A 16,838-nucleotide genomic window follows, 5' to 3' on the forward strand; every position below is an offset into this window, starting at 1 on the left:
TGTGTGGTCACGCTGTGTGGTCACGCTCGGGGCCGGAGATTATCCGGACGTACCCAGAGTAGGGCCTTAAGTGACCTTCACGTTGATGGTGTGGTACCCGGTGGCGCCGTCGGGAGCTACCGGGGTCCGGTCTTCGGTCTGTGGTTTGCCCGTGGAGTCAGTGGCACGCACCTGGACTTCATAGTTGCCGGGCGTGAGATCAAGTCCCAGCTGCCACTGGTACCAGGTATCCGTGGATATCCCCGGTGCAAGCATCGTCTGGCGCCAAGGACCACGGTTGACGCGGAGCTCCACATGGTCAACACCGCGGTGCTGGGCCCAAGCGACACCACCAAACTGCACTTTGCCTGCTTTGACCGTGCGGCCACTGCGCGGAACATCGATGCGGGACTGCGTCTTGATGGGGCCGTGATCACTCCAGCCACGGGGAGTCCAGTAAGCGGTATCCTCCGCGAATCGGGTCACCTTGAGTTCGGTGAGCCATTTGGTTGCCGAGACGAAGCCGTAGAGTCCGGGCACGATCATCCGCACTGGGAATCCATGTTCCAGGGGCAGCGGCTCGCCATTCATGCCAACGGCCAGGAGGGCATCGCGGTCATCCGTGAGCGCTTCCAGCGGCGTACTTGCTGTAAAGCCATCGTTGCTGGTGGACAGCACCATGTCCGCTCCTGGTTTGGGACCCGCCATGGCCAGGAGCTCCCGCACAGGCCAGCCGAGCCACAGGGCATTGCCGATGAGATCGCCGCCCACTTCATTGGACACGCACGCGATAGTGATGTGGCGTTCCGTCATGGGCTTGGTGAGGAGCGTCGCGAAGTCGAGTTCAATCTCTCGATCCACCATTCCGGTTACTTTCAATTTCCACGCTGGAGGGTCGATGGCCGGAACGGTCAATGCAGTGTCGATACGGTAAAAGTCAGGGTTCGGTGTCACCAAGGGGCTGATCCCTTCCAGCGGCAGTGAAGCCCCGTTAGGGATCGCCTGCTGGGTTGTCGATGGCGCTGGCAGCGTCAAGGAGCCCCTGAAACCGGAAGCCACGGCTGTCGCGCGCGTGAGGACACTGGTGACAACGCCGCCAACAGCTGCCGCAATCGATGTGACCGCCAGTGCGTTCAGGAAGCTCCGCCTTGCCAGAGGGGCAGGTTCCGCTGAGGGTGAGGCACTGGCTGTTGACGCTTCAGCAGATGGCACCACGCCGGATGACGCTTCACTCGGCGGCACCCAGGTGCCCAGCCGGCGAATCAGCATGTGGAGCAGCAGCATGGTGACGACGGCGGCCACGATGGGCGCGATGGCGGCTTGCGGTGTTGTTTGGGCACGGGTCAGGACTGCGCTTAGGCCCGCCGCACCTGCCAAGGCCGCCAGAACAAGTCCCAGTCCGGTTCGACGGCGCTCCAGAATCCCGGCCAGGGCAGCCAGAACCACGGCCACAATCAGGATGGAAGCGACCAGCACGATCTTGTCCGCCGTCCCGAAGAGCTGCACGGCGAGATCCTTCACCCCGGGAGGTACGGAATCGATGACGGCACCGCCCAGGGCCGTCACCGGCGAAACGAGGGGGCTGAGGAAGCCGGCGCTCAACTCGCCTGCAGCAATGCCTGCTGCCCCGGCGGCCACCCCGGCAACCGCCGCCCAGAATCCAGGCTTTCTCATGCTGCGCCTCCTTGGCGATCCACGGCAGATCCTGCCGCAAGGGAGCCCTCCGGAAGGGAGCCAGCCGGAAGCGACAGCGCAAACCGGCAACCGCCGTCGACGTTTTCCACGTTCACAGCTCCCCCGTGGGCTTTCACGATGCCGGACACCATGCTTAATCCGATTCCTGCCCCTGTGTAGCTTCCCTGTGCTCCCGACGGGCTCCCCCGAGAAGGGTCCTTTTGCCAGCCGGTTTCGAACAGGTGGGGAAGGTCCTCCTCCGGGATGCCCCCGCAGTGGTCTTCCACGGCGACCACAGCGTTTCCGTTGTCACGCCCAACGCTGATGTGTACCTCGGTGTCCGGCCTGCTGTAAATAATCGCGTTGAGCAGCACGTTCCGGACAGCCCGGGCCATGCTGGGTCCGTCTGCTACTGCCATGCATTCGCGGTCTCCGCCGCCGGTGAGCCTAATGCCGCGTTGGGCGGCCAGCGGCGCCAGATCGGACAACGCATCGCTGACAAGGTCATAGAGGTCCAGCGATTCGGCACGCAAGCGAAGGCTTCCGGCCTGGATCTTGGACAATTCCAGGAGGTCGTTGACCATGGCGGTCATTTGTTCGGTCTGCCCGATGATCTTCCGGTAATACTCCGGGACGTCGGCGGCCATGCCGTCCTCGAGGGCTTCGGTCATGGCGCGCATGCTGGCAAGTGGGGTGCGGAGGTCGTGCGAAATCCACGAGACGAGTTCGCGCCGCGCGGTTTCGATGGCGGCTTCCCTTGCCCGCGATTCCGCCAGGTTTCGGCTGCTGGCCTCCAGTTCCTGGGCCAGTTCAGCGAGTTCCGAGGTCATGGCAGGCTCGGCCCGCTTTCCATCCATACTGTTGTGGTCCAGGGTTTCGCCCCGTCCGAGTCTCCTGGCCACGGCTACAAGGCGCGCCGCATTCCGGGATACCCCGGCTCCCAGTACGAGCGATAGCGCCACTGCAACTGCTGAAGCCATGGCCAGGATGTACCACATGACCTCAAGGTCCCGGGCAGAAATGAACATGGCGTTGAAAGCGCTGACCATGCCTGCCACGAGGACTGCCACGGTAGCCACCACAACCAGGCAGATCTGGGCCAGCACCGAGGCACGCCGGAGGACGCGTAACAGCAGCAGCGTGATGGCGCCGATAACCACTGCCCACAGGAGCACCCAGGCAAGGATGGTGGCAAGCTCAGTACCCTCCATGGCCATCCTCCTTGGCGTCGAACCTGTAACCAACGCCCCAAACCGTCTTGAGGAGCTCAGGTTTGGTGGGGTTGTCCTCGATCTTCTCGCGGAGGCGCCGTACATGGACGGTCACGGTGGAAAGATCGCCAAAGTCCCAGCCCCAGACTGCCTTGATGAGTTCTTCCCGGCTGAAGACCTGGTTGGGCCTGCGCAGCATGAAGGCAAGGAGATCGAATTCACGCACTGTCAACGTCAGCGGCGCTCCAAGGTGAGTGACGGTCCGGGATGCGGGATCCAGTTCAAAGCCTGCCAGTTCGACAGGTGGTTCGGGAGAGAATTCCTTGACGCTGCGGCGCAGCACGGATTTGACGCGAAGGACAAGCTCGCGCGGCGAGAACGGCTTGGTGACGTAATCGTCCGCGCCCATCTCCAAACCCAGGATGCGGTCATCTTCGGTTCCCAGCGCCGTCACCATAATGACCGGCACGCTCATGCTTTGGCGGAGCCGGCGACACACTTCCACACCGTCCAGTCCTGGCAACATACGGTCCAGGATCACCAGATCCGGCTGGCGCATCGCGGCGAGCCTGAGTGCCGTGAACCCGTCCCCGGCCATGTCCACTTGGAATCCGGCCTGCAGGAGATAGTCGCGGACAACATCGGCAATGGTCTGCTCGTCTTCGACGAGGAGGATGCGGCGATTGCCAGGCTCTGCCGCTGATGATGCCGATTGCATGCTCACGCTTTCAGCATAGGTACGCCGGCGCTGCCCGGCACCGGATACGGGCCACTTCCGGGCGAATGTACGCATTCCGTAAGAACTGCCCACCCCACGGGCATGGCCCTGGGCACCTGAACGAAGCGTCCGATGAGTGAACCGGAATGTAGCCGGTATCACTCTTCACGCCATGGTGGCGTAGCCTGAATTCATGAGTGTTCAGCTAGGCATGCCTGTGCCTCCTTCGGGCAGCGCTGCAGGCGGCCCTGTTCCGCCGCCGCGTCCGGCTGGGACGCCCACGGGCTTGTGGGACCGCTACGGCCGCCGGGCGACTGATATGCGCCTGTCCCTGACGGACAAGTGCAACCTCCGCTGTACGTACTGCATGCCCGCCGAAGGTTTGGAATGGCTCTCCAAGCAGGCGGTGATGACCAAAGACGAAATCATTCGGATTGTGCGTGTAGGCGTTAACGCCCTGGGCGTTCGGGAACTGCGCCTCACCGGCGGTGAGCCGTTGGTCCGGGCGGACCTGGTGGACGTCATAGCAGGCATTCGGGACGAGCACCCCGAACTTCCCATTTCGATGACCACCAACGGCGTGGGCCTGGACAAGAAGGCCGCTGCCCTCAAGGCCGCGGGTCTCACCCGGATCAACGTCTCCCTTGATTCGCTTCACGAAGAAACCTTCACCAAGCTCACGCGCCGGCCTTTCCTGGACCGTGTCCTCGCCGGCGTGGACGCCGCCTGGGCTGCCGGTCTTGGTCCGGTCAAGTTGAATGCCGTGCTGATGAGGGGCATCAACGATGCCGAATCTCCGGACCTCCTCGCCTGGGCCTTGGACCGTGGATACGAACTCCGCTTCATCGAGCAGATGCCGCTGGACGCGGACCACGGGTGGACCCGGCGCAACATGATCACTGCGGCTGAAATCCGGGAACTGCTGTCCAAGGACTTTGTCCTCAGCCGGGATCCGCGGGAACGCGACGGTGCCCCTGCCGAACGTTTTGAAGTACGACGCCGGGACCAGGCAACCGATGAAGCCACAGGGCCGGTCCTCGGTACAGTCGGTATCATCGCATCGGTCACCGAACCGTTCTGTTCAGACTGCCGCCGGACCCGCATTACCGCTGAAGGCAAGATCATGAGTTGCCTTTTCTCCCGTGAGGAGTTCGACCTCCTTGGACTGCTTCGCCAGGGCGCAACGGATGACGAGCTTGCCCAACGTTGGCAGGACGCCATGTGGGTCAAACCCAAAGCCCACGGCATGGACCACACCGGCCTCGGCGCACCGGACTTCGTGCAGCCGGACCGCAGTATGAGCGCAATCGGAGGCTGAACCCTTGCTTGTACGTTACTTCGCTGCCGCACGCGCCGCTGCAGGTGTAGAAGAGGAGATCCACCCGCTCCCGGAAGGATCCAGCCTCGAGGCGTTGCTGGAAGCTGCCCTCGCCGTCGAACGTCCTCTGCCTCCGGATGGGACGCCAACGCTTGCGCGCATCGTGGCCCGCAGCAGCTTCCTCAGGAACGAAATTGCGGTTCGAGACCCTTCTGCTCCCCTGGGTGCCGAGGACGTTATCGACGTCCTTCCTCCGTTCGCAGGCGGCTAAACGGCGGAGTCAACAAACGTGGATTCACCGGCTGCGGCGCTTCCGAGTGCCAATGCCAGGACGCCGGCACGACTGTGCATTCCGGTTTTCGCGAAGATGCTCTTGAAATGATCCTGTGCGGTGAGGGGCGAGATCCGCATCCGGCCGGCGAGGACCTCGTTCTCCATGCCTACAGCCAACAGAGCCAAGGCCTGCCTTTCCCGTGCCGTCAATCCGTAGGCCCGAACGAACACGCCAAGCCGGGCTGCGGGCAGGCACTCCTGGATGGTGACGGCGATGGCCGGACCATTTGGCGAGTGAGTGGGACTTTCCATCCGGGCGGCCCGCAAGGAGGCCCACTGCCCTCCACCGACATGGATTCTGGCTGCAGACGCACGATTGTCTATATGTGCTTCCTTGGCCAACAGCTGCGCCACCACGTTGTATACCTCTGCCGGGATTCCGGCGTGGGGCCGGGGCGCCCGTTGCAGAAGTGATAACCAGTTGCTGGCGCTGCTTGTCTGCCCGAGGACCTGCATGTCTTCGTCCATGACAAGAACCGCTTGGGCGGGCATGGACCCTTTCGACCCAACAGGAGATGCGGCGAATTGCCGGGCGCGGCTGCGGCGCAGTCCGCGGGTCATTGCTGGCGCGAGCGAAACAAGGAAGTCGAGCTCCTCCTCGCTGAACGCAGGATCTGTGTCCTCCCTCCAGAGATCAAGCCATGACCAGATACCGTGCTGGTCCGCCAATGCCAGTGACGCTATGTCTCCCACTCCGTAGCTGCGGAGGATGGTGTCCCAGAGCGGGTGTCGGGCGGGATCTCCATTTGTGGCCGCAAAGAGTGAGGCAGCCGGCCGTTCGGCTTCGGACAGGACTGTCCAGCGGTTTATTCGGCTGGCATATCTGGCTTTGATGACCAGCGGCACTTCGTTGGGGCACGGCACCGCCGCCATGGGCGCAACACCGGTTGCCGACTCGGGATCAGTAAGCGGCCAGACGAAAGCGCTGAAGCCCACCGCGTGCCGGAGCTCCACCACGGCAGCCTCGCGAAGGGCGTGGTCATCCCCAGCGGCGAGAAACAAGTCCTCAATCCGTTCCCGTGTCCGGTGGGTTGCCCATGTGCTGGCCATGCAGCCAGTATGCGCCGCTGCCGGCGCTTCCGGACCCCCATGAATCTGGGATATCGGCGCCTGTCATCGGCACCTAAGCTGGCAGCACCAACGTGAACCACACAGGAGGGAATGCCATGTACACCCTGTACATCGAACACGGAATCAAGGACTTTACCCAGTGGAAAGCCGCCTTCGACCGTGACCCCCTGGACCGCGCCGCCTCAGGAGTAAAGCAGTTCCGGGTGGGGACGCCCATGGAGGATCCCCGCTACGTGCTGGTTGAAATGGATTTCGAGCGTGCAGAGCAGGCAACGGACATGGTTGAGCGACTGCACGCATCTGTCTGGAGCTCCCCAGCCAACGCCCCGGCCCTCCAAGGCGCACCAAAGACGCGGATAGCCGAAACGGTGTACACGGGAACCTATTGACGCCAGTTCCTGCCTGGCCGGAGTCCTCGGCACATTCCTCGTGCCGCCGTCAGGTTTTCCGGAACACACTCTTGAGCAAGGGACTGAACTCGGCTGTGCCCTCGAGCCGCAGTTCCGCGGTGTGCACCAGGACGCCATCTTCAACACGAAAGGTGTGCCGGGCTACCCCCTCCGGCGTTCGCCGTTCCACCGTCAGCGTCCCGTCATGCCATGTGCCGCGCACCGGGGCAGTTGGCGGCCGGCCCATGCTGTCCACGTAATACCAGAGCGTGTCCCCATGGGCGGGATCCACGGTGAACATCCCGTGCCCTTCAAAGTGCGTTCCATCCGGTTCACGGTGCCGGTAGCTCTGCACGACGGCGTAGCCCCCCGCGGCTTCTGTGAAAACGGCTTCGGCCTCCGCAGTGCGCGCCGCACCCCATGCAGACTGTGCTATTTCCGTGATGCCCCGCCAATGTCCGATGAAGTCTTTCAGCAGTCCTGCGGCATGTCCTTTGCGGGGCAGATCCATCACGACTCCAATGTGAGCAGGGCAGCATGATCGTATGATCATGCTGCCCTGTTTACCGTGCGTGAGTCCAGAGATGGTAGACCAGCTGAACGCGCCGTCTCCTATAGACCGAAGGTTTCGCTTTCTTCAAACGGCCCGACGACGGTGATCGTGCGGGGAGCTGCGGCAAGTTCCTGGGCGAGTTCCTGGACTTCGTCCACAGTGACCGCCTTGATCCGTGCCAATGTCTCGTCAATATCCTGGAACTCCCCGGAAACGAGTTCTGCCCGGCCCAGGCGGGACATACGTGAGCCCGTGTCCTCGAGGGCGAGGACGATGCCGCCGCTGAGTTGTCCCACGGCCTTCCGGAGTTCCTCCTCAGTGATGCCCTCCTTGCCGAGCTTGTCCAACTCAACACCAAGGAGATCGAGCACTTGGCGCACTTTTGACGGCGTGCAGCCCGCATACATGCCGAAATAGCCGGCATCGGCGTAGGCGGCGGTGAAGGAATACGTGGAGTAGACGAGGCCGCGCTTCTCGCGGATCTCCTGGAAAAGCCTGGAAGACATTCCCCCGCCCAGCACCGCATTGAGCACACTCATGACGAATCGGCGATCATCCGTTGCCACGATAGTGGGGCAACCCATGATGATATTGGCCTGCTCCACGGGGCGCTTGACCACGTGAAGGCCGGACGTGCCCGTGATCACGGCGCGGTTGGTGGCCCGACGATCTACCGGAGCTGCTTCCGGATCCAACTGCCAGCCTGCAGCTTCCAACGCCTTCTGCACGAGATCGCAGACGACGTCATGGTCCAAACCGCCAGCCGCGGTGATGACCAGTTCTTCCGGACGGTAATAGCGCTGATAGTGCTCCCAGACCGAGTCCCTGGCTACCGCCTTGATAGCGTCCGGTGTACCACCAATAGGACGCGCGAGCGGGTGGCTGCCGAGTACAGCCGCAACGAATTTTTCGTGGGCTACGTCTGTTGGGTCATCGCTGTCCATGGCGATTTCTTCAAGAATGACGTCCCGTTCCTGTTCCAGCTCCGCCGGATCCAGGACAGCCCCGGTGATCATGTCCGCGATGACGTCGATGGCCATCGGCAGATCCGAATCAAGCACCCGGGCAAAGTAGCAGGTACTCTCCTTGGCAGTCGCAGCGTTGGACTCGCCGCCCACCTCATCAAAAGCTGAAGCGATTTCCAAGGCGGTGCGACGCTTGGTGCCCTTGAACAGGAGGTGTTCCAGGAAGTGCGTGGAACCATGCTGGCCATCGGCTTCATCGCGGGAACCGACTGCCACCCAGAATCCGATGGTGGCCGAACGCTGCCCGGGCATTGCCTCGGTGAGCACGCGAACGCCGCCAGGAAGGACCGATCGCCGTACGACGGAACCGCCCTCGGCACCATGGATCAGGTCGCCGCCGGGAAGGGTCTGCTCCAACGGCAAGGGTACGACAGTCATTAAGACCTTTCAGGTTTTCGAGTTAAGGCCGGAAGGGCCGGTGGTGCTTTTTCAAGCCCACCGGCCCCGCCGGATACTGCTTTACAGACTACTCTGCGGAAACTTCAGCTTCTTCCGGAGCTTCCTCGGAGGCTGCGCCTTCTTCCTCGGCAACAACCGGGGAGAGGGAAAGCTTTCCGCGGTCGTCGATCTTGGTGATCTCAACCTGGACCTTCTGGCCCACCGAGACGACGTCATCGACGTTGTCCACGCGCTTGCCGTTGGCCAGCTTGCGGAGCTCGGAGATGTGCAGCAGGCCGTCCTTGCCCGGGGTAAGGGAAACGAAAGCGCCGAAGGTGGTGGTCTTGACGACCGTGCCCAAGTAGCGCTCACCGATTTCCGGTACCTGCGGGTTGGCGATGGCGTTGATGGCGGAACGTGCTGCATCAGCAGACGGACCGTTGGTGGCGCCAATGTAGACCGTGCCGTCATCTTCGATGGAGATGTCCGCGCCCGTGTCTTCCTGGATCTGGTTGATCATCTTGCCCTTGGGGCCGATGACCTCGCCGATCTTGTCTACGGGGATCTTGACGGCGATGACGCGGGGGGCGAACTCGGAGAGCTCGTCCGGCGTGTCGATCGCTGCGTTGATGACCTCGAGGATGTGGAGGCGGGCTTCGCGGGCCTGCTTCAGTGCTGCTGCCAGCACGGAAGCGGGGATGCCGTCGAGCTTGGTGTCCAGCTGGATGGCCGTGACGAACTCGGACGTACCGGCAACCTTGAAGTCCATGTCGCCGAATGCGTCTTCGGCGCCGAGGATGTCGGTCAGGGCTGCGTAGCGGGTCTGGCCATCAACCTGGTCGGAAACCAGGCCCATGGCGATACCGGCAACGGCTGCCTTCAGCGGGACACCAGCGTTGAGCATGGACAGGGTCGAAGCACACACCGAACCCATGGACGTCGAACCGTTGGAACCGAGGGCCTCGGATACCTGGCGGATGGCGTACGGGAATTCCTCGCGGGAAGGCAGAACCGGCACGAGAGCGCGCTCTGCGAGGGCGCCGTGACCGATTTCGCGGCGCTTCGGGGAACCGACGCGGCCAGTCTCACCGGTGGAGTACGGCGGGAAGTTGTAGTTGTGCATGTAGCGCTTGCGCGTTACCGGCGACAACGAGTCGATCTGCTGCTCCATCTTGAGCATGTTCAGCGTGGTGACGCCCATGATCTGGGTCTCGCCACGTTCGAAGATGGCAGAACCGTGAACGCGGGGCAGAACCTCTACCTCGGCGGTCAGCTGGCGGATGTCCGTCAGGCCACGGCCGTCGATGCGGACCTGGTCCTTGAGGATGCGCTGGCGGACAACGTGCTTGGTGACCGAGCGGAAAGCTGCGGACAGCTCCTTTTCACGGCCTTCGAAGTTACCGGCGAGTGCACCGAGGACTTCGTCCTTGAGCTCGTCGGAAGCGTTGTCGCGCTCCTGCTTGTCGGCGATCTGGAAGACTGCAGCCAGCTTGTCGGCAGCAGCGGCTTCCACAGCTGCGTAGACGTCATCCTGGTAGTCCAGGAAGACCGGGAACTCGACGGTCGGCTTCGCTGCACGGGCAGCAAGATCGGCCTGGGCTTCGCAGAGAGCCTTGATGAAGGGCTTTGCGGCTTCGAGGCCCTCGGAAACAACTTCTTCGGTGGGAGCAGTTGCGCCCTGTTCCTTGATGAGGTTCCAGGAGTTGTCGGTTGCTTCGGCTTCAACCATCATGATGGCGACGTCGTCACCTGCAATGCGGCCGGCAACAACCATGTTGAACACGGCGTTCTCAAGCTGCGAGTGCTTGGGGAAAGCAACCCACTGCGAACCCTGTTCGTCGGCGATGAGGGCAACGCGGACGCCACCGATCGGGCCGGAGAACGGGAGGCCGGAGAGCTGGGTGGACATGGAGGAGGCGTTGATCGCCACGACGTCATATAGCTCGTCCGGGTTGATCGCCAGGACGGTCACGACGATCTGGACCTCGTTGCGCAGGCCCTTGACGAAGGCCGGGCGCAGCGGGCGGTCCATGAGGCGGCAAGCCAGGATGGCTTCCGTGGACGGGCGGCCTTCACGGCGGAAGAACGAACCCGGGATACGGCCGGCAGCGTACATACGCTCCTCGACGTCAACCGTCAACGGGAAGAAGTCGAAGCCTTCGCGCGGCTGCTTGCCTGCGGTGGTTGCCGAGAGGAGTGCGGTGTCTTCGTCGATGTAGACCATCGAAGCGCCGGCAGCCTGCTTGGCAAGGCGGCCGGTTTCAAAGCGGATGACACGCTTGCCAAAACGGCCGTTGTCAATAATCGCTTCGGAGAACTGGATTTCGGGACCCTCCATTGAGAGTCACCTCCGTTTCTGATTTAGCGGAAGTCCGCCGCATCAACCCAGGCCTCTTCTTTATTCCTGGCCTGTACGACACCCGGTCATCGATCGAGATCCACGGGCTTCATCGTCACCGATGACCCTCCCGGGAATCACTACCGAGGACCGCGAATGCGCGATGCGGTTGATTTCCTGTTTTTAGTTGTTTTTGAAGAAGGCGGCCCGTTCCGCGAGGGACCGGGCCGCCCCCAAAGGCAGACTAGCGGCGCAGGCCGAGGCGCTCGATGAGCGAACGGTAGCGGGCGATGTCAGTGTTCTTCAGGTAGGTAAGCATGCGCTTGCGACGACCAACCATGGCCAGCAGACCGCGCTGGGTGTGGAAGTCGTGCTTGTGCTCCTTCATGTGCTCAGTCAGATCCTTGATCCGCTGGGTCAGGACTGCAACCTGGACCTCGGGCGAACCGGTGTCGCCTTCAGAGGTTGCGTATTCCTTGATGATGGACTGCTTTACAGCGGCGTCAAGTGCCACGTGAACTCCTAGAGTTGTGCCGTGCCTCCCGGTGCAGCGCCTCGCTGACGGGTTGCTTCCGGTGCGTCTCCGCACACAAAAACAGGTCCAGCCGCCACGGACTGCAGCCGGATCCAGTAACAGTTTACCGGCAGGTCAGCATGGTTGTCGAAATACCGCTAGCGCTGGGTCAGCAGCTCGTGCGCCTGCGCTACATCCAGGCACATCTGCTCCACCAGGGCCTCGGGCCCACGATAGGCCACCATGCCGCGAAGGCGCTGGGTAAATTCGACCGCGACAGTCTGTCCGTAGAGGTCGAAGTCCTCCACGTTCTCCTCCGGACGATCAATAACGTGGGCCTCCACTTGACGGCTCACACCGTCGAAGGTGGGGTTGGAACCGACGGAAATCGCAGCGGGCCACCGCGTTCCGGACTGGTCTATCAACCAGCCTGCATAGATACCGTCCGCCGGTACGTACCCCGTGGAATCATGCGCAAGGTTTGCAGTGGGGAAACCGAGGTTCCTCCCGCGCGCTGCTCCATGAACCACCTCGCCGCGCATGCGGTGGGGGCGTCCCAGAACGGCGGCAGCGGTAACGACGTCGCCTTCGGACAAGGCTTCCCGCACCCAGGTGGAGGAGCAGCGGCGGTCGGCGTCGCCGTCGTCGTGGACCGGGAAGCCTCCCGCGCCATACTCATTGACCACCTGGACGCCAAAGCCCAACTGCTCGCCGAGTTCCTGCATGGTGACGACGTCGCCGACATTCCCTGCACCGAAGCGGAGGTCGTGGCCGACCACGACGTGCGCAGCATGAAGGCCCTCAAGGAGGACTTGGCGGACAAACTCGATGGGCGTCATGGAGGCGAGGTCCAGTGTGTACTTCATGACCAGGACGGCATCCACGCCTGTTTCGCCGAGGGCGTCCAGTTTGTCCTGGAGGCCCATAATCAGCTCCGGGGCCGACTCCGGGCGGTGGACCTGGGCGGGGTGGGGATCAAAAGTCACGGCCACTGAAGGTATGTGGTGGCGCTTGGCGGTGTTTGTCAGTTGCGCGAGAACATGCTGGTGGCCACGATGGACGCCGTCAAAGTTCCCGATGGTAACGACTGTTGGTCCGAAGTCCCCGGGGACTTCGGTGGGATCGTTCCAGATGTGGACCATCAACCTCGCCTTTTACTGCAGATATTCGTTCCGCCCGGCAACCTCCCGGCGCCGGAACAATCTAAGGTTACCCGTTGTGGCTGTTCGCCTTGGACGGCCGCCTCTTGTTCAACCACAGGAGTCCAAGGATGGGCAGCACGAGCGGGACGAAACCATAACCGCGTCCAAACAGCGACCACACAGTGTCATGCGGGAAGGCCACCGGATCGAACAGGCTTATGGCCCCAACTACCAGCACTCCGACGAGTTCCACGAGTACAGCGGCCAACGACACCTTGAACCATGTGCGGCCCGGTTTTGCCAGCGAGATGGTCGCTACGACGTAGACGACGGCGGCGAACGCCGAGAGGATATGCGCCAGCGGAGCTTCGGCAAACTTGGTGGCAATCTGGTAGCCGGCACGGGCCGTGGCCGAGAGTGCGAAGACGGCATACACCGCGATCAGCAAGCGCCCAGGGCCGGTGTTCCGTGTGTCTTTTTGGGGTGTCCGGCCGGCATTTGCCTCAGTCTCGGTTCCAGTCATTTTGCGTTTTTCCTTCAAGGTCAGTACCAGATCTGGTTCATGCGGGCGGCCATGACGAGCGCAGTGACGCCGACCGCCGCCAGGACGAAGTTGCTCCAACGGGTGCGTTCAAGGATGGCCCAGTACACGGCCCCGAGCGGAATCATCAGCGCCGTGATCAGGTATCCCCAGAACTCCCAGGCTTCGCCGGCCATTTGTTCACCCACGGCAACGCGGACAATCGAGCCAACCAAGTAGACCAGCAGGGCCAGCTCCACAGCCAACACGGAAAAGATTGTGACGTCGTTGGGGGCTTTCTTCATCAAACCTGCCACGACGCACGCGATCGTGGATACCAAACCAACAATAAGGATGGAGTAGAAATAGCCGTCCATGCCTACTTTTCCTCGCCGACTGTGGCGGTGCCGGTTCCGGGGGCAAAGACCAACACAGGCTTCGCAAAGCTCCCCGTATCGGCCAGCAGTGCGACCAGCTCTCCCGACGGCGCGAACGCTGCGGCAGGATTCTCAGCGGTGGCAGCAGCCGGCGTTCCGGCGCCAGGGCCTGCGGCGATGCGTCTGCCAAAGGAGATCTCGGTGGTTTCCTGATCGCTCAATTCCCGGTTGGGCATCAGGGAACGCGCAGCAAGGGACATGTCCAGCACTTCGAGTTCCCCGGCGAGTTCTTCCAGCGTCCGCGCCTGGTCGATCGTGTAAGGGCCCACCTGCGTCCTCCGCAAGGCGGTGAGATGTCCGCCGACGCCCAAGGCGATGCCGAGGTCGCGGGCCAAGGCCCGGATGTATGTGCCGGAGGAACATTCCACGGTGACATCGACGTCGACTACCCGGCCGCCGTCGATCCTGGTGATGGAGTGGATGTCGAAGCGGTGGATGGTGACGGGCCGGGCCGCAAGCTTGACTTCTTCGCCGGAGCGGACACGGGCATAGGAGCGTTCACCGTTGACCTTGATCGCGCTGACGCTGCTGGGTACCTGCTGGATGGGGCCCGTGAGGGCGGCGACGCCTTGAGCAATCGCTTCGTCGCTGACCTCCACTGCGCTGCGCGCCTGGGTAACTTCGCCTTCGGCGTCATCGGTGATGGTGGTTTCGCCGAGCCTGATAGTGGCCGTATACGTCTTGGACGTTCCCACAATGTAGGTCAGGAGACGTGTGGCCTTGTTGATCCCAAGGACCAGCACGCCTGTAGCCATGGGATCAAGCGTTCCAGCATGCCCCACTTTCCGGGTACCGGCCAGCCGCCGCATCCGGCCAACCACATCATGGCTGGTCCATCCCTGCGGTTTGTCAACGATTACCAGTCCAGAAAGCACGCTTACCAGTATATGGGTGGCTAGGATAGCTCCCATGCCTGAGCTTGCCGCACACGTCCGCGATGTCCCCGTGAACCAGATCCGAGAAATCACTGAGGCCGCCTGGACCACCCCCGGGGCGATCGTGCTCAGCATCGGCGAGCCGGGCTTTGCGCTCCCACGGCACGTCCTCGACGCCGGAATAGCATGCCTTGAACGGGACGAAACCAACTACACCCCAAACGCAGGAATTCCCGCGCTCCGCGAAGCCTTCGCCAAGAGATTCCGTGAGCATCATCACGTGGATATCGGTGCCGAACGCGTCTACGTAGTGGACGGAGCCCAACAAGGCCTGCACTTCGCCATGAGCCTGCTTCTCTCCCCCGGCGATGAAATCCTCCTGCCCAACCCCGGCTACCCCACGTTCGCCATGACCAGTCGGCTCCTCCACGCGGTGCCCGTTCCGTATCCTCTGTATCCGCATAACGACTTCCAGCCGGACATCGAGGACATCGAAGCCCTCATCACTCCGCAGACCCGGGTCCTCATGCTGAACTCGCCCTCCAACCCCCTGGGCGCCGTCATCAGCGAGGACGCGACCCGGCAGCTCGCGGAACTCGCCGTCCGGCACGATCTCTGGATCATCTCTGATGAGTGCTATGAAGCCTTCACCTTTGACGTCCCGCATGTCAGCCCTGTCCGCTTCGATAGCGACATACCCGGTGAGGCACGCGTCTTCACATCACTGACACTGTCAAAGACCTACGGGCTCACCGGCTTGCGAATCGGAGCCTTGATCTGCCCGCCGGGCATGGAAAAGAGGATGAACAATGTCATGGAAGCAATCGTTTCCTGCGTTGCTTCGCCATCGCAGTATGCGGCCTTGGCCGCGTTGACCGGCCCCCAGGACTACGTGACGGACGCGCGCAACCACTATAGGAGCAACCGTGATGCCGCCTCCGCCATCCTGGAAGGCAAGGGCATCCCCTTCCTCGGCGCACAGGGAGCTTTCTACCTGTGGGCCAATGTCTCCCATGTCAGTGGCGGCGACGTCCGGGCCTGGGTGCACGCGTTCCTGGCGGATTCGGGTGTCGCTTTCGCGCCAGGCACTGCTTTTGGCTCGATCGGCGAGGATTGGATCCGGATTGCGTTGTGCGGCGATCAGCAGGAACTGCTCGACGGCGTCAGCCGGCTTCCTGCCCGGCGGTAAGGGCCGCTAGTAGTCGGTGCGTTCGGTGTTGTTCCGCCAGGCCTCAAAGGGTGTCTCGGAGGCAGCTACCGGCGCATGTTCCACAGGAAGCAGCTCAGGCCGCGTACCGGCGAAGTACTCGTAGAACACGGCATCATCGAAACCGGCCCTGGCGGCTCCGTGCCGATCCGCAGCGAAATAGACCCGGCCAATCCTGGCCCAGAGTGTGGCCGAGAGGCACAAGGGGCAAGGCTCGCAACTGGCATAAAGCACCGAGCCGCTGAGATCGAAGCTGCCCAGATCCGCTGCGGCACGGCGAATGGCCACCACTTCGGCATGCGCCGTGGGATCGTTGTCTCGCGTTACGCGGTTGACACCCTCATGGACGCTGCCGTCCGGCGTGACGACAACAGCGCCAAACGGCCCACCGCCGTCGGAGACGTTCTGGACGGCAAGCCGAACGGCGCGATTCAGGAATTCATCACGCTTCAGGAACTCATGCTGCTGGGCATTGTGCGCGGACATGTTCAGATACTAGCGAGTTTGTGTACACACGTAATGCCCCTGGGAACGCGTCCCAAGGGCATTACGTGTACACAAACTCAAAAGATTCTTAGCGGTTGGCGTCTTCGTCGAGTTCGTCATCGTCCGCGAGGTCGATGTCTTCTTCGTCGAAGTCGTCTTCGTCGATTTCTTCGGAGCCCTCGGAAGCCTCGCCCTTATAGGGGTCAGCCTCGCCTGCGTGCTTGGCGCCGGCAGCCAAAGCGGCTACCTCGGCGTCGCGACGCTTTGCTTCACGAAGCAGCTCCTCAAGGTTGGATGCATTGACCGGAATCTGGTCAGCAACGAACTCGAGCGTGGGAGTAAGCCGGACAGTGATGTTGCGGCCGACTTCCTGTCGCAGCACACCCTTGGCCTTCTCCAATGCCCTGGCGGCATCCGCGTGGGCAATCTCGTCACCAAAGACGGTGTAGTAAATGGTGGCGTGCTGAAGGTCGTTGGTGACGCGGGCGTCCGTGATCGTGATGGACTCGACGCGTGGGTCCTTGACCCTGCGGCCGAGGGCCTCGGCGACGACGACCTTTATCCGCTGCGCCAACTTGGCAGCGCGTGCCGGATCGGCCATGACTTCCTCCTGGAAAGTAGAAACGGGTACGGAACGGGTCCGCCGGGGCTACCCGACGGACCCGCTCCA

At 62.5% G+C, this 16,838-nt stretch carries 18 protein-coding genes; 4 read left to right on the forward strand and 14 right to left on the reverse strand.

The annotated features are described in order from the left end of the window. Window positions 1–66: 66 nt before the first annotated feature. From AC1DD5_RS17705 to AC1DD5_RS17715, 3 genes are read right to left on the reverse strand one after another with little or no spacing between them, the layout of a single operon-like run. On the reverse strand, window positions 67–1,653 hold the full coding sequence (locus AC1DD5_RS17705) for a molybdopterin-dependent oxidoreductase (RefSeq protein ID WP_477522287.1): 1,587 nt from the start codon (window positions 1,651–1,653) through the stop codon (window positions 67–69). Next, on the reverse strand, window positions 1,650–2,864 hold the full coding sequence (locus tag AC1DD5_RS17710; protein WP_477522288.1) for a sensor histidine kinase: 1,215 nt from the start codon (window positions 2,862–2,864) through the stop codon (window positions 1,650–1,652). Before AC1DD5_RS17710 ends, AC1DD5_RS17705 begins: the two co-directional genes overlap by 4 nt. Continuing rightward, complete coding sequence (locus AC1DD5_RS17715; RefSeq protein ID WP_477522315.1) at window positions 2,851–3,582, reverse strand: response regulator transcription factor; 732 nt, start codon at window positions 3,580–3,582, stop codon at window positions 2,851–2,853. The genes AC1DD5_RS17710 and AC1DD5_RS17715 overlap by 14 nt, the downstream gene beginning before the upstream one ends. Before the next feature lie 193 nt (window positions 3,583–3,775). On the opposite strand from AC1DD5_RS17715, the gene moaA reads away from it, so the two are divergent. Then, window positions 3,776–4,900 (forward strand): GTP 3',8-cyclase MoaA, encoded by a 1,125-nt coding sequence (gene moaA / locus AC1DD5_RS17720; RefSeq protein WP_477522289.1) that lies wholly within the window; start codon window positions 3,776–3,778, stop codon window positions 4,898–4,900. Window positions 4,901–4,904: 4 nt separating this feature from the next. Further along, a complete protein-coding gene (locus AC1DD5_RS17725) occupies window positions 4,905–5,171 on the forward strand; it encodes a MoaD/ThiS family protein (RefSeq protein ID WP_442017045.1) in 267 nt (88 codons plus the stop codon). Here AC1DD5_RS17725 and AC1DD5_RS17730 read toward each other — a convergent pair. Then, window positions 5,168–6,283 carry a helix-turn-helix transcriptional regulator gene (locus tag AC1DD5_RS17730; RefSeq protein WP_477522290.1) on the reverse strand — a complete coding sequence of 372 codons (1,116 nt, stop codon included), beginning with the start codon at window positions 6,281–6,283 and terminating at the stop codon, window positions 5,168–5,170. The two genes, AC1DD5_RS17725 and AC1DD5_RS17730, sit on opposite strands and share 4 nt — an antisense overlap. 116 nt (window positions 6,284–6,399) lie before the next feature. Here AC1DD5_RS17730 and AC1DD5_RS17735 point away from each other — a divergent pair, with 116 nt between their 5' ends. Further along, on the forward strand, window positions 6,400–6,693 hold the full coding sequence (locus AC1DD5_RS17735) for a hypothetical protein (RefSeq protein ID WP_442017043.1): 294 nt from the start codon (window positions 6,400–6,402) through the stop codon (window positions 6,691–6,693). Between the two features lie 49 nt (window positions 6,694–6,742). Here AC1DD5_RS17735 and AC1DD5_RS17740 read toward each other — a convergent pair whose 3' ends face one another. The 8 genes from AC1DD5_RS17740 to truB all read right to left on the reverse strand — a co-directional run bounded on the left by AC1DD5_RS17740 (window position 6,743) and on the right by truB (window position 14,475). Further along, entirely contained in the window at window positions 6,743–7,204 is a 462-nt protein-coding gene (locus AC1DD5_RS17740) for a DUF1579 family protein (protein ID WP_477522291.1), read from the reverse strand. Between the two features lie 101 nt (window positions 7,205–7,305). Next, window positions 7,306–8,649, reverse strand: coding sequence for a M16 family metallopeptidase (locus tag AC1DD5_RS17745; RefSeq protein WP_477522292.1), 1,344 nt, complete (start codon window positions 8,647–8,649; stop codon window positions 7,306–7,308). An 88-nt stretch (window positions 8,650–8,737) separates the two neighbouring features. Then, window positions 8,738–10,987 carry a polyribonucleotide nucleotidyltransferase gene (locus AC1DD5_RS17750; protein ID WP_431119461.1) on the reverse strand — a complete coding sequence of 750 codons (2,250 nt, stop codon included), beginning with the start codon at window positions 10,985–10,987 and terminating at the stop codon, window positions 8,738–8,740. 244 nt (window positions 10,988–11,231) lie between these two features. After that, on the reverse strand, window positions 11,232–11,501 hold the full coding sequence (gene rpsO, locus AC1DD5_RS17755) for a 30S ribosomal protein S15 (RefSeq protein ID WP_442005772.1): 270 nt from the start codon (window positions 11,499–11,501) through the stop codon (window positions 11,232–11,234). Window positions 11,502–11,659: 158 nt separating this feature from the next. After that, window positions 11,660–12,643, reverse strand: coding sequence for a bifunctional riboflavin kinase/FAD synthetase (locus tag AC1DD5_RS17760; protein ID WP_442005771.1), 984 nt, complete (start codon window positions 12,641–12,643; stop codon window positions 11,660–11,662). A gap of 67 nt (window positions 12,644–12,710) precedes the next feature. Then, window positions 12,711–13,166 (reverse strand): hypothetical protein, encoded by a 456-nt coding sequence (locus AC1DD5_RS17765; protein ID WP_442005770.1) that lies wholly within the window; start codon window positions 13,164–13,166, stop codon window positions 12,711–12,713. 20 nt (window positions 13,167–13,186) lie between these two features. Further along, on the reverse strand, window positions 13,187–13,540 hold the full coding sequence (locus AC1DD5_RS17770) for a hypothetical protein (protein ID WP_477522293.1): 354 nt from the start codon (window positions 13,538–13,540) through the stop codon (window positions 13,187–13,189). A gap of 2 nt (window positions 13,541–13,542) precedes the next feature. After that, entirely contained in the window at window positions 13,543–14,475 is a 933-nt protein-coding gene (gene truB / locus AC1DD5_RS17775) for a tRNA pseudouridine(55) synthase TruB (protein WP_442005768.1), read from the reverse strand. Window positions 14,476–14,509: 34 nt separating this feature from the next. Here truB and AC1DD5_RS17780 point away from each other — a divergent pair, with 34 nt between their 5' ends. Then, window positions 14,510–15,664: a pyridoxal phosphate-dependent aminotransferase gene (locus AC1DD5_RS17780; RefSeq protein ID WP_477522294.1), complete on the forward strand. Its 1,155-nt coding sequence runs from the start codon at window positions 14,510–14,512 to the stop codon at window positions 15,662–15,664. Between the two features lie 6 nt (window positions 15,665–15,670). Here AC1DD5_RS17780 and AC1DD5_RS17785 read toward each other — a convergent pair whose 3' ends face one another. Together AC1DD5_RS17785 and rbfA are read right to left on the reverse strand one after the other, a co-directional pair. Next, window positions 15,671–16,168 carry a nucleoside deaminase gene (locus AC1DD5_RS17785; protein WP_477522295.1) on the reverse strand — a complete coding sequence of 166 codons (498 nt, stop codon included), beginning with the start codon at window positions 16,166–16,168 and terminating at the stop codon, window positions 15,671–15,673. Between the two features lie 88 nt (window positions 16,169–16,256). After that, a complete protein-coding gene (gene rbfA / locus AC1DD5_RS17790; RefSeq protein ID WP_442005765.1) occupies window positions 16,257–16,769 on the reverse strand; it encodes a 30S ribosome-binding factor RbfA in 513 nt (170 codons plus the stop codon). Between the last annotated feature and the right edge of the window lie 69 nt (window positions 16,770–16,838).

Source organism: Paenarthrobacter sp. 10L420 (assembly GCF_056395385.1).

Coding starts and splice junctions, on each gene's coding strand:
- AC1DD5_RS17705 (WP_477522287.1), bottom strand. CDS start 1,653: ATGAGAAAGCCTGGATTCTGGGCGGCGGTTGCCGGGGTGGCCGCCGGG.
- AC1DD5_RS17710 (WP_477522288.1), bottom strand. CDS start 2,864: ATGGAGGGTACTGAGCTTGCCACCATCCTTGCCTGGGTGCTCCTGTGG.
- AC1DD5_RS17715 (WP_477522315.1), bottom strand. CDS start 3,582: ATGCAATCGGCATCATCAGCGGCAGAGCCTGGCAATCGCCGCATCCTC.
- moaA (WP_477522289.1), top strand. CDS start 3,776: ATGAGTGTTCAGCTAGGCATGCCTGTGCCTCCTTCGGGCAGCGCTGCA.
- AC1DD5_RS17730 (WP_477522290.1), bottom strand. CDS start 6,283: ATGGCCAGCACATGGGCAACCCACCGGACACGGGAACGGATTGAGGAC.
- AC1DD5_RS17735 (WP_442017043.1), top strand. CDS start 6,400: ATGTACACCCTGTACATCGAACACGGAATCAAGGACTTTACCCAGTGG.
- AC1DD5_RS17740 (WP_477522291.1), bottom strand. CDS start 7,204: ATGGATCTGCCCCGCAAAGGACATGCCGCAGGACTGCTGAAAGACTTC.
- AC1DD5_RS17745 (WP_477522292.1), bottom strand. CDS start 8,649: ATGACTGTCGTACCCTTGCCGTTGGAGCAGACCCTTCCCGGCGGCGAC.
- AC1DD5_RS17750 (WP_431119461.1), bottom strand. CDS start 10,987: ATGGAGGGTCCCGAAATCCAGTTCTCCGAAGCGATTATTGACAACGGC.
- AC1DD5_RS17760 (WP_442005771.1), bottom strand. CDS start 12,643: ATGGTCCACATCTGGAACGATCCCACCGAAGTCCCCGGGGACTTCGGA.
- AC1DD5_RS17765 (WP_442005770.1), bottom strand. CDS start 13,166: ATGACTGGAACCGAGACTGAGGCAAATGCCGGCCGGACACCCCAAAAA.
- AC1DD5_RS17770 (WP_477522293.1), bottom strand. CDS start 13,540: ATGGACGGCTATTTCTACTCCATCCTTATTGTTGGTTTGGTATCCACG.
- AC1DD5_RS17780 (WP_477522294.1), top strand. CDS start 14,510: ATGCCTGAGCTTGCCGCACACGTCCGCGATGTCCCCGTGAACCAGATC.
- AC1DD5_RS17785 (WP_477522295.1), bottom strand. CDS start 16,168: ATGTCCGCGCACAATGCCCAGCAGCATGAGTTCCTGAAGCGTGATGAA.
- rbfA (WP_442005765.1), bottom strand. CDS start 16,769: ATGGCCGATCCGGCACGCGCTGCCAAGTTGGCGCAGCGGATAAAGGTC.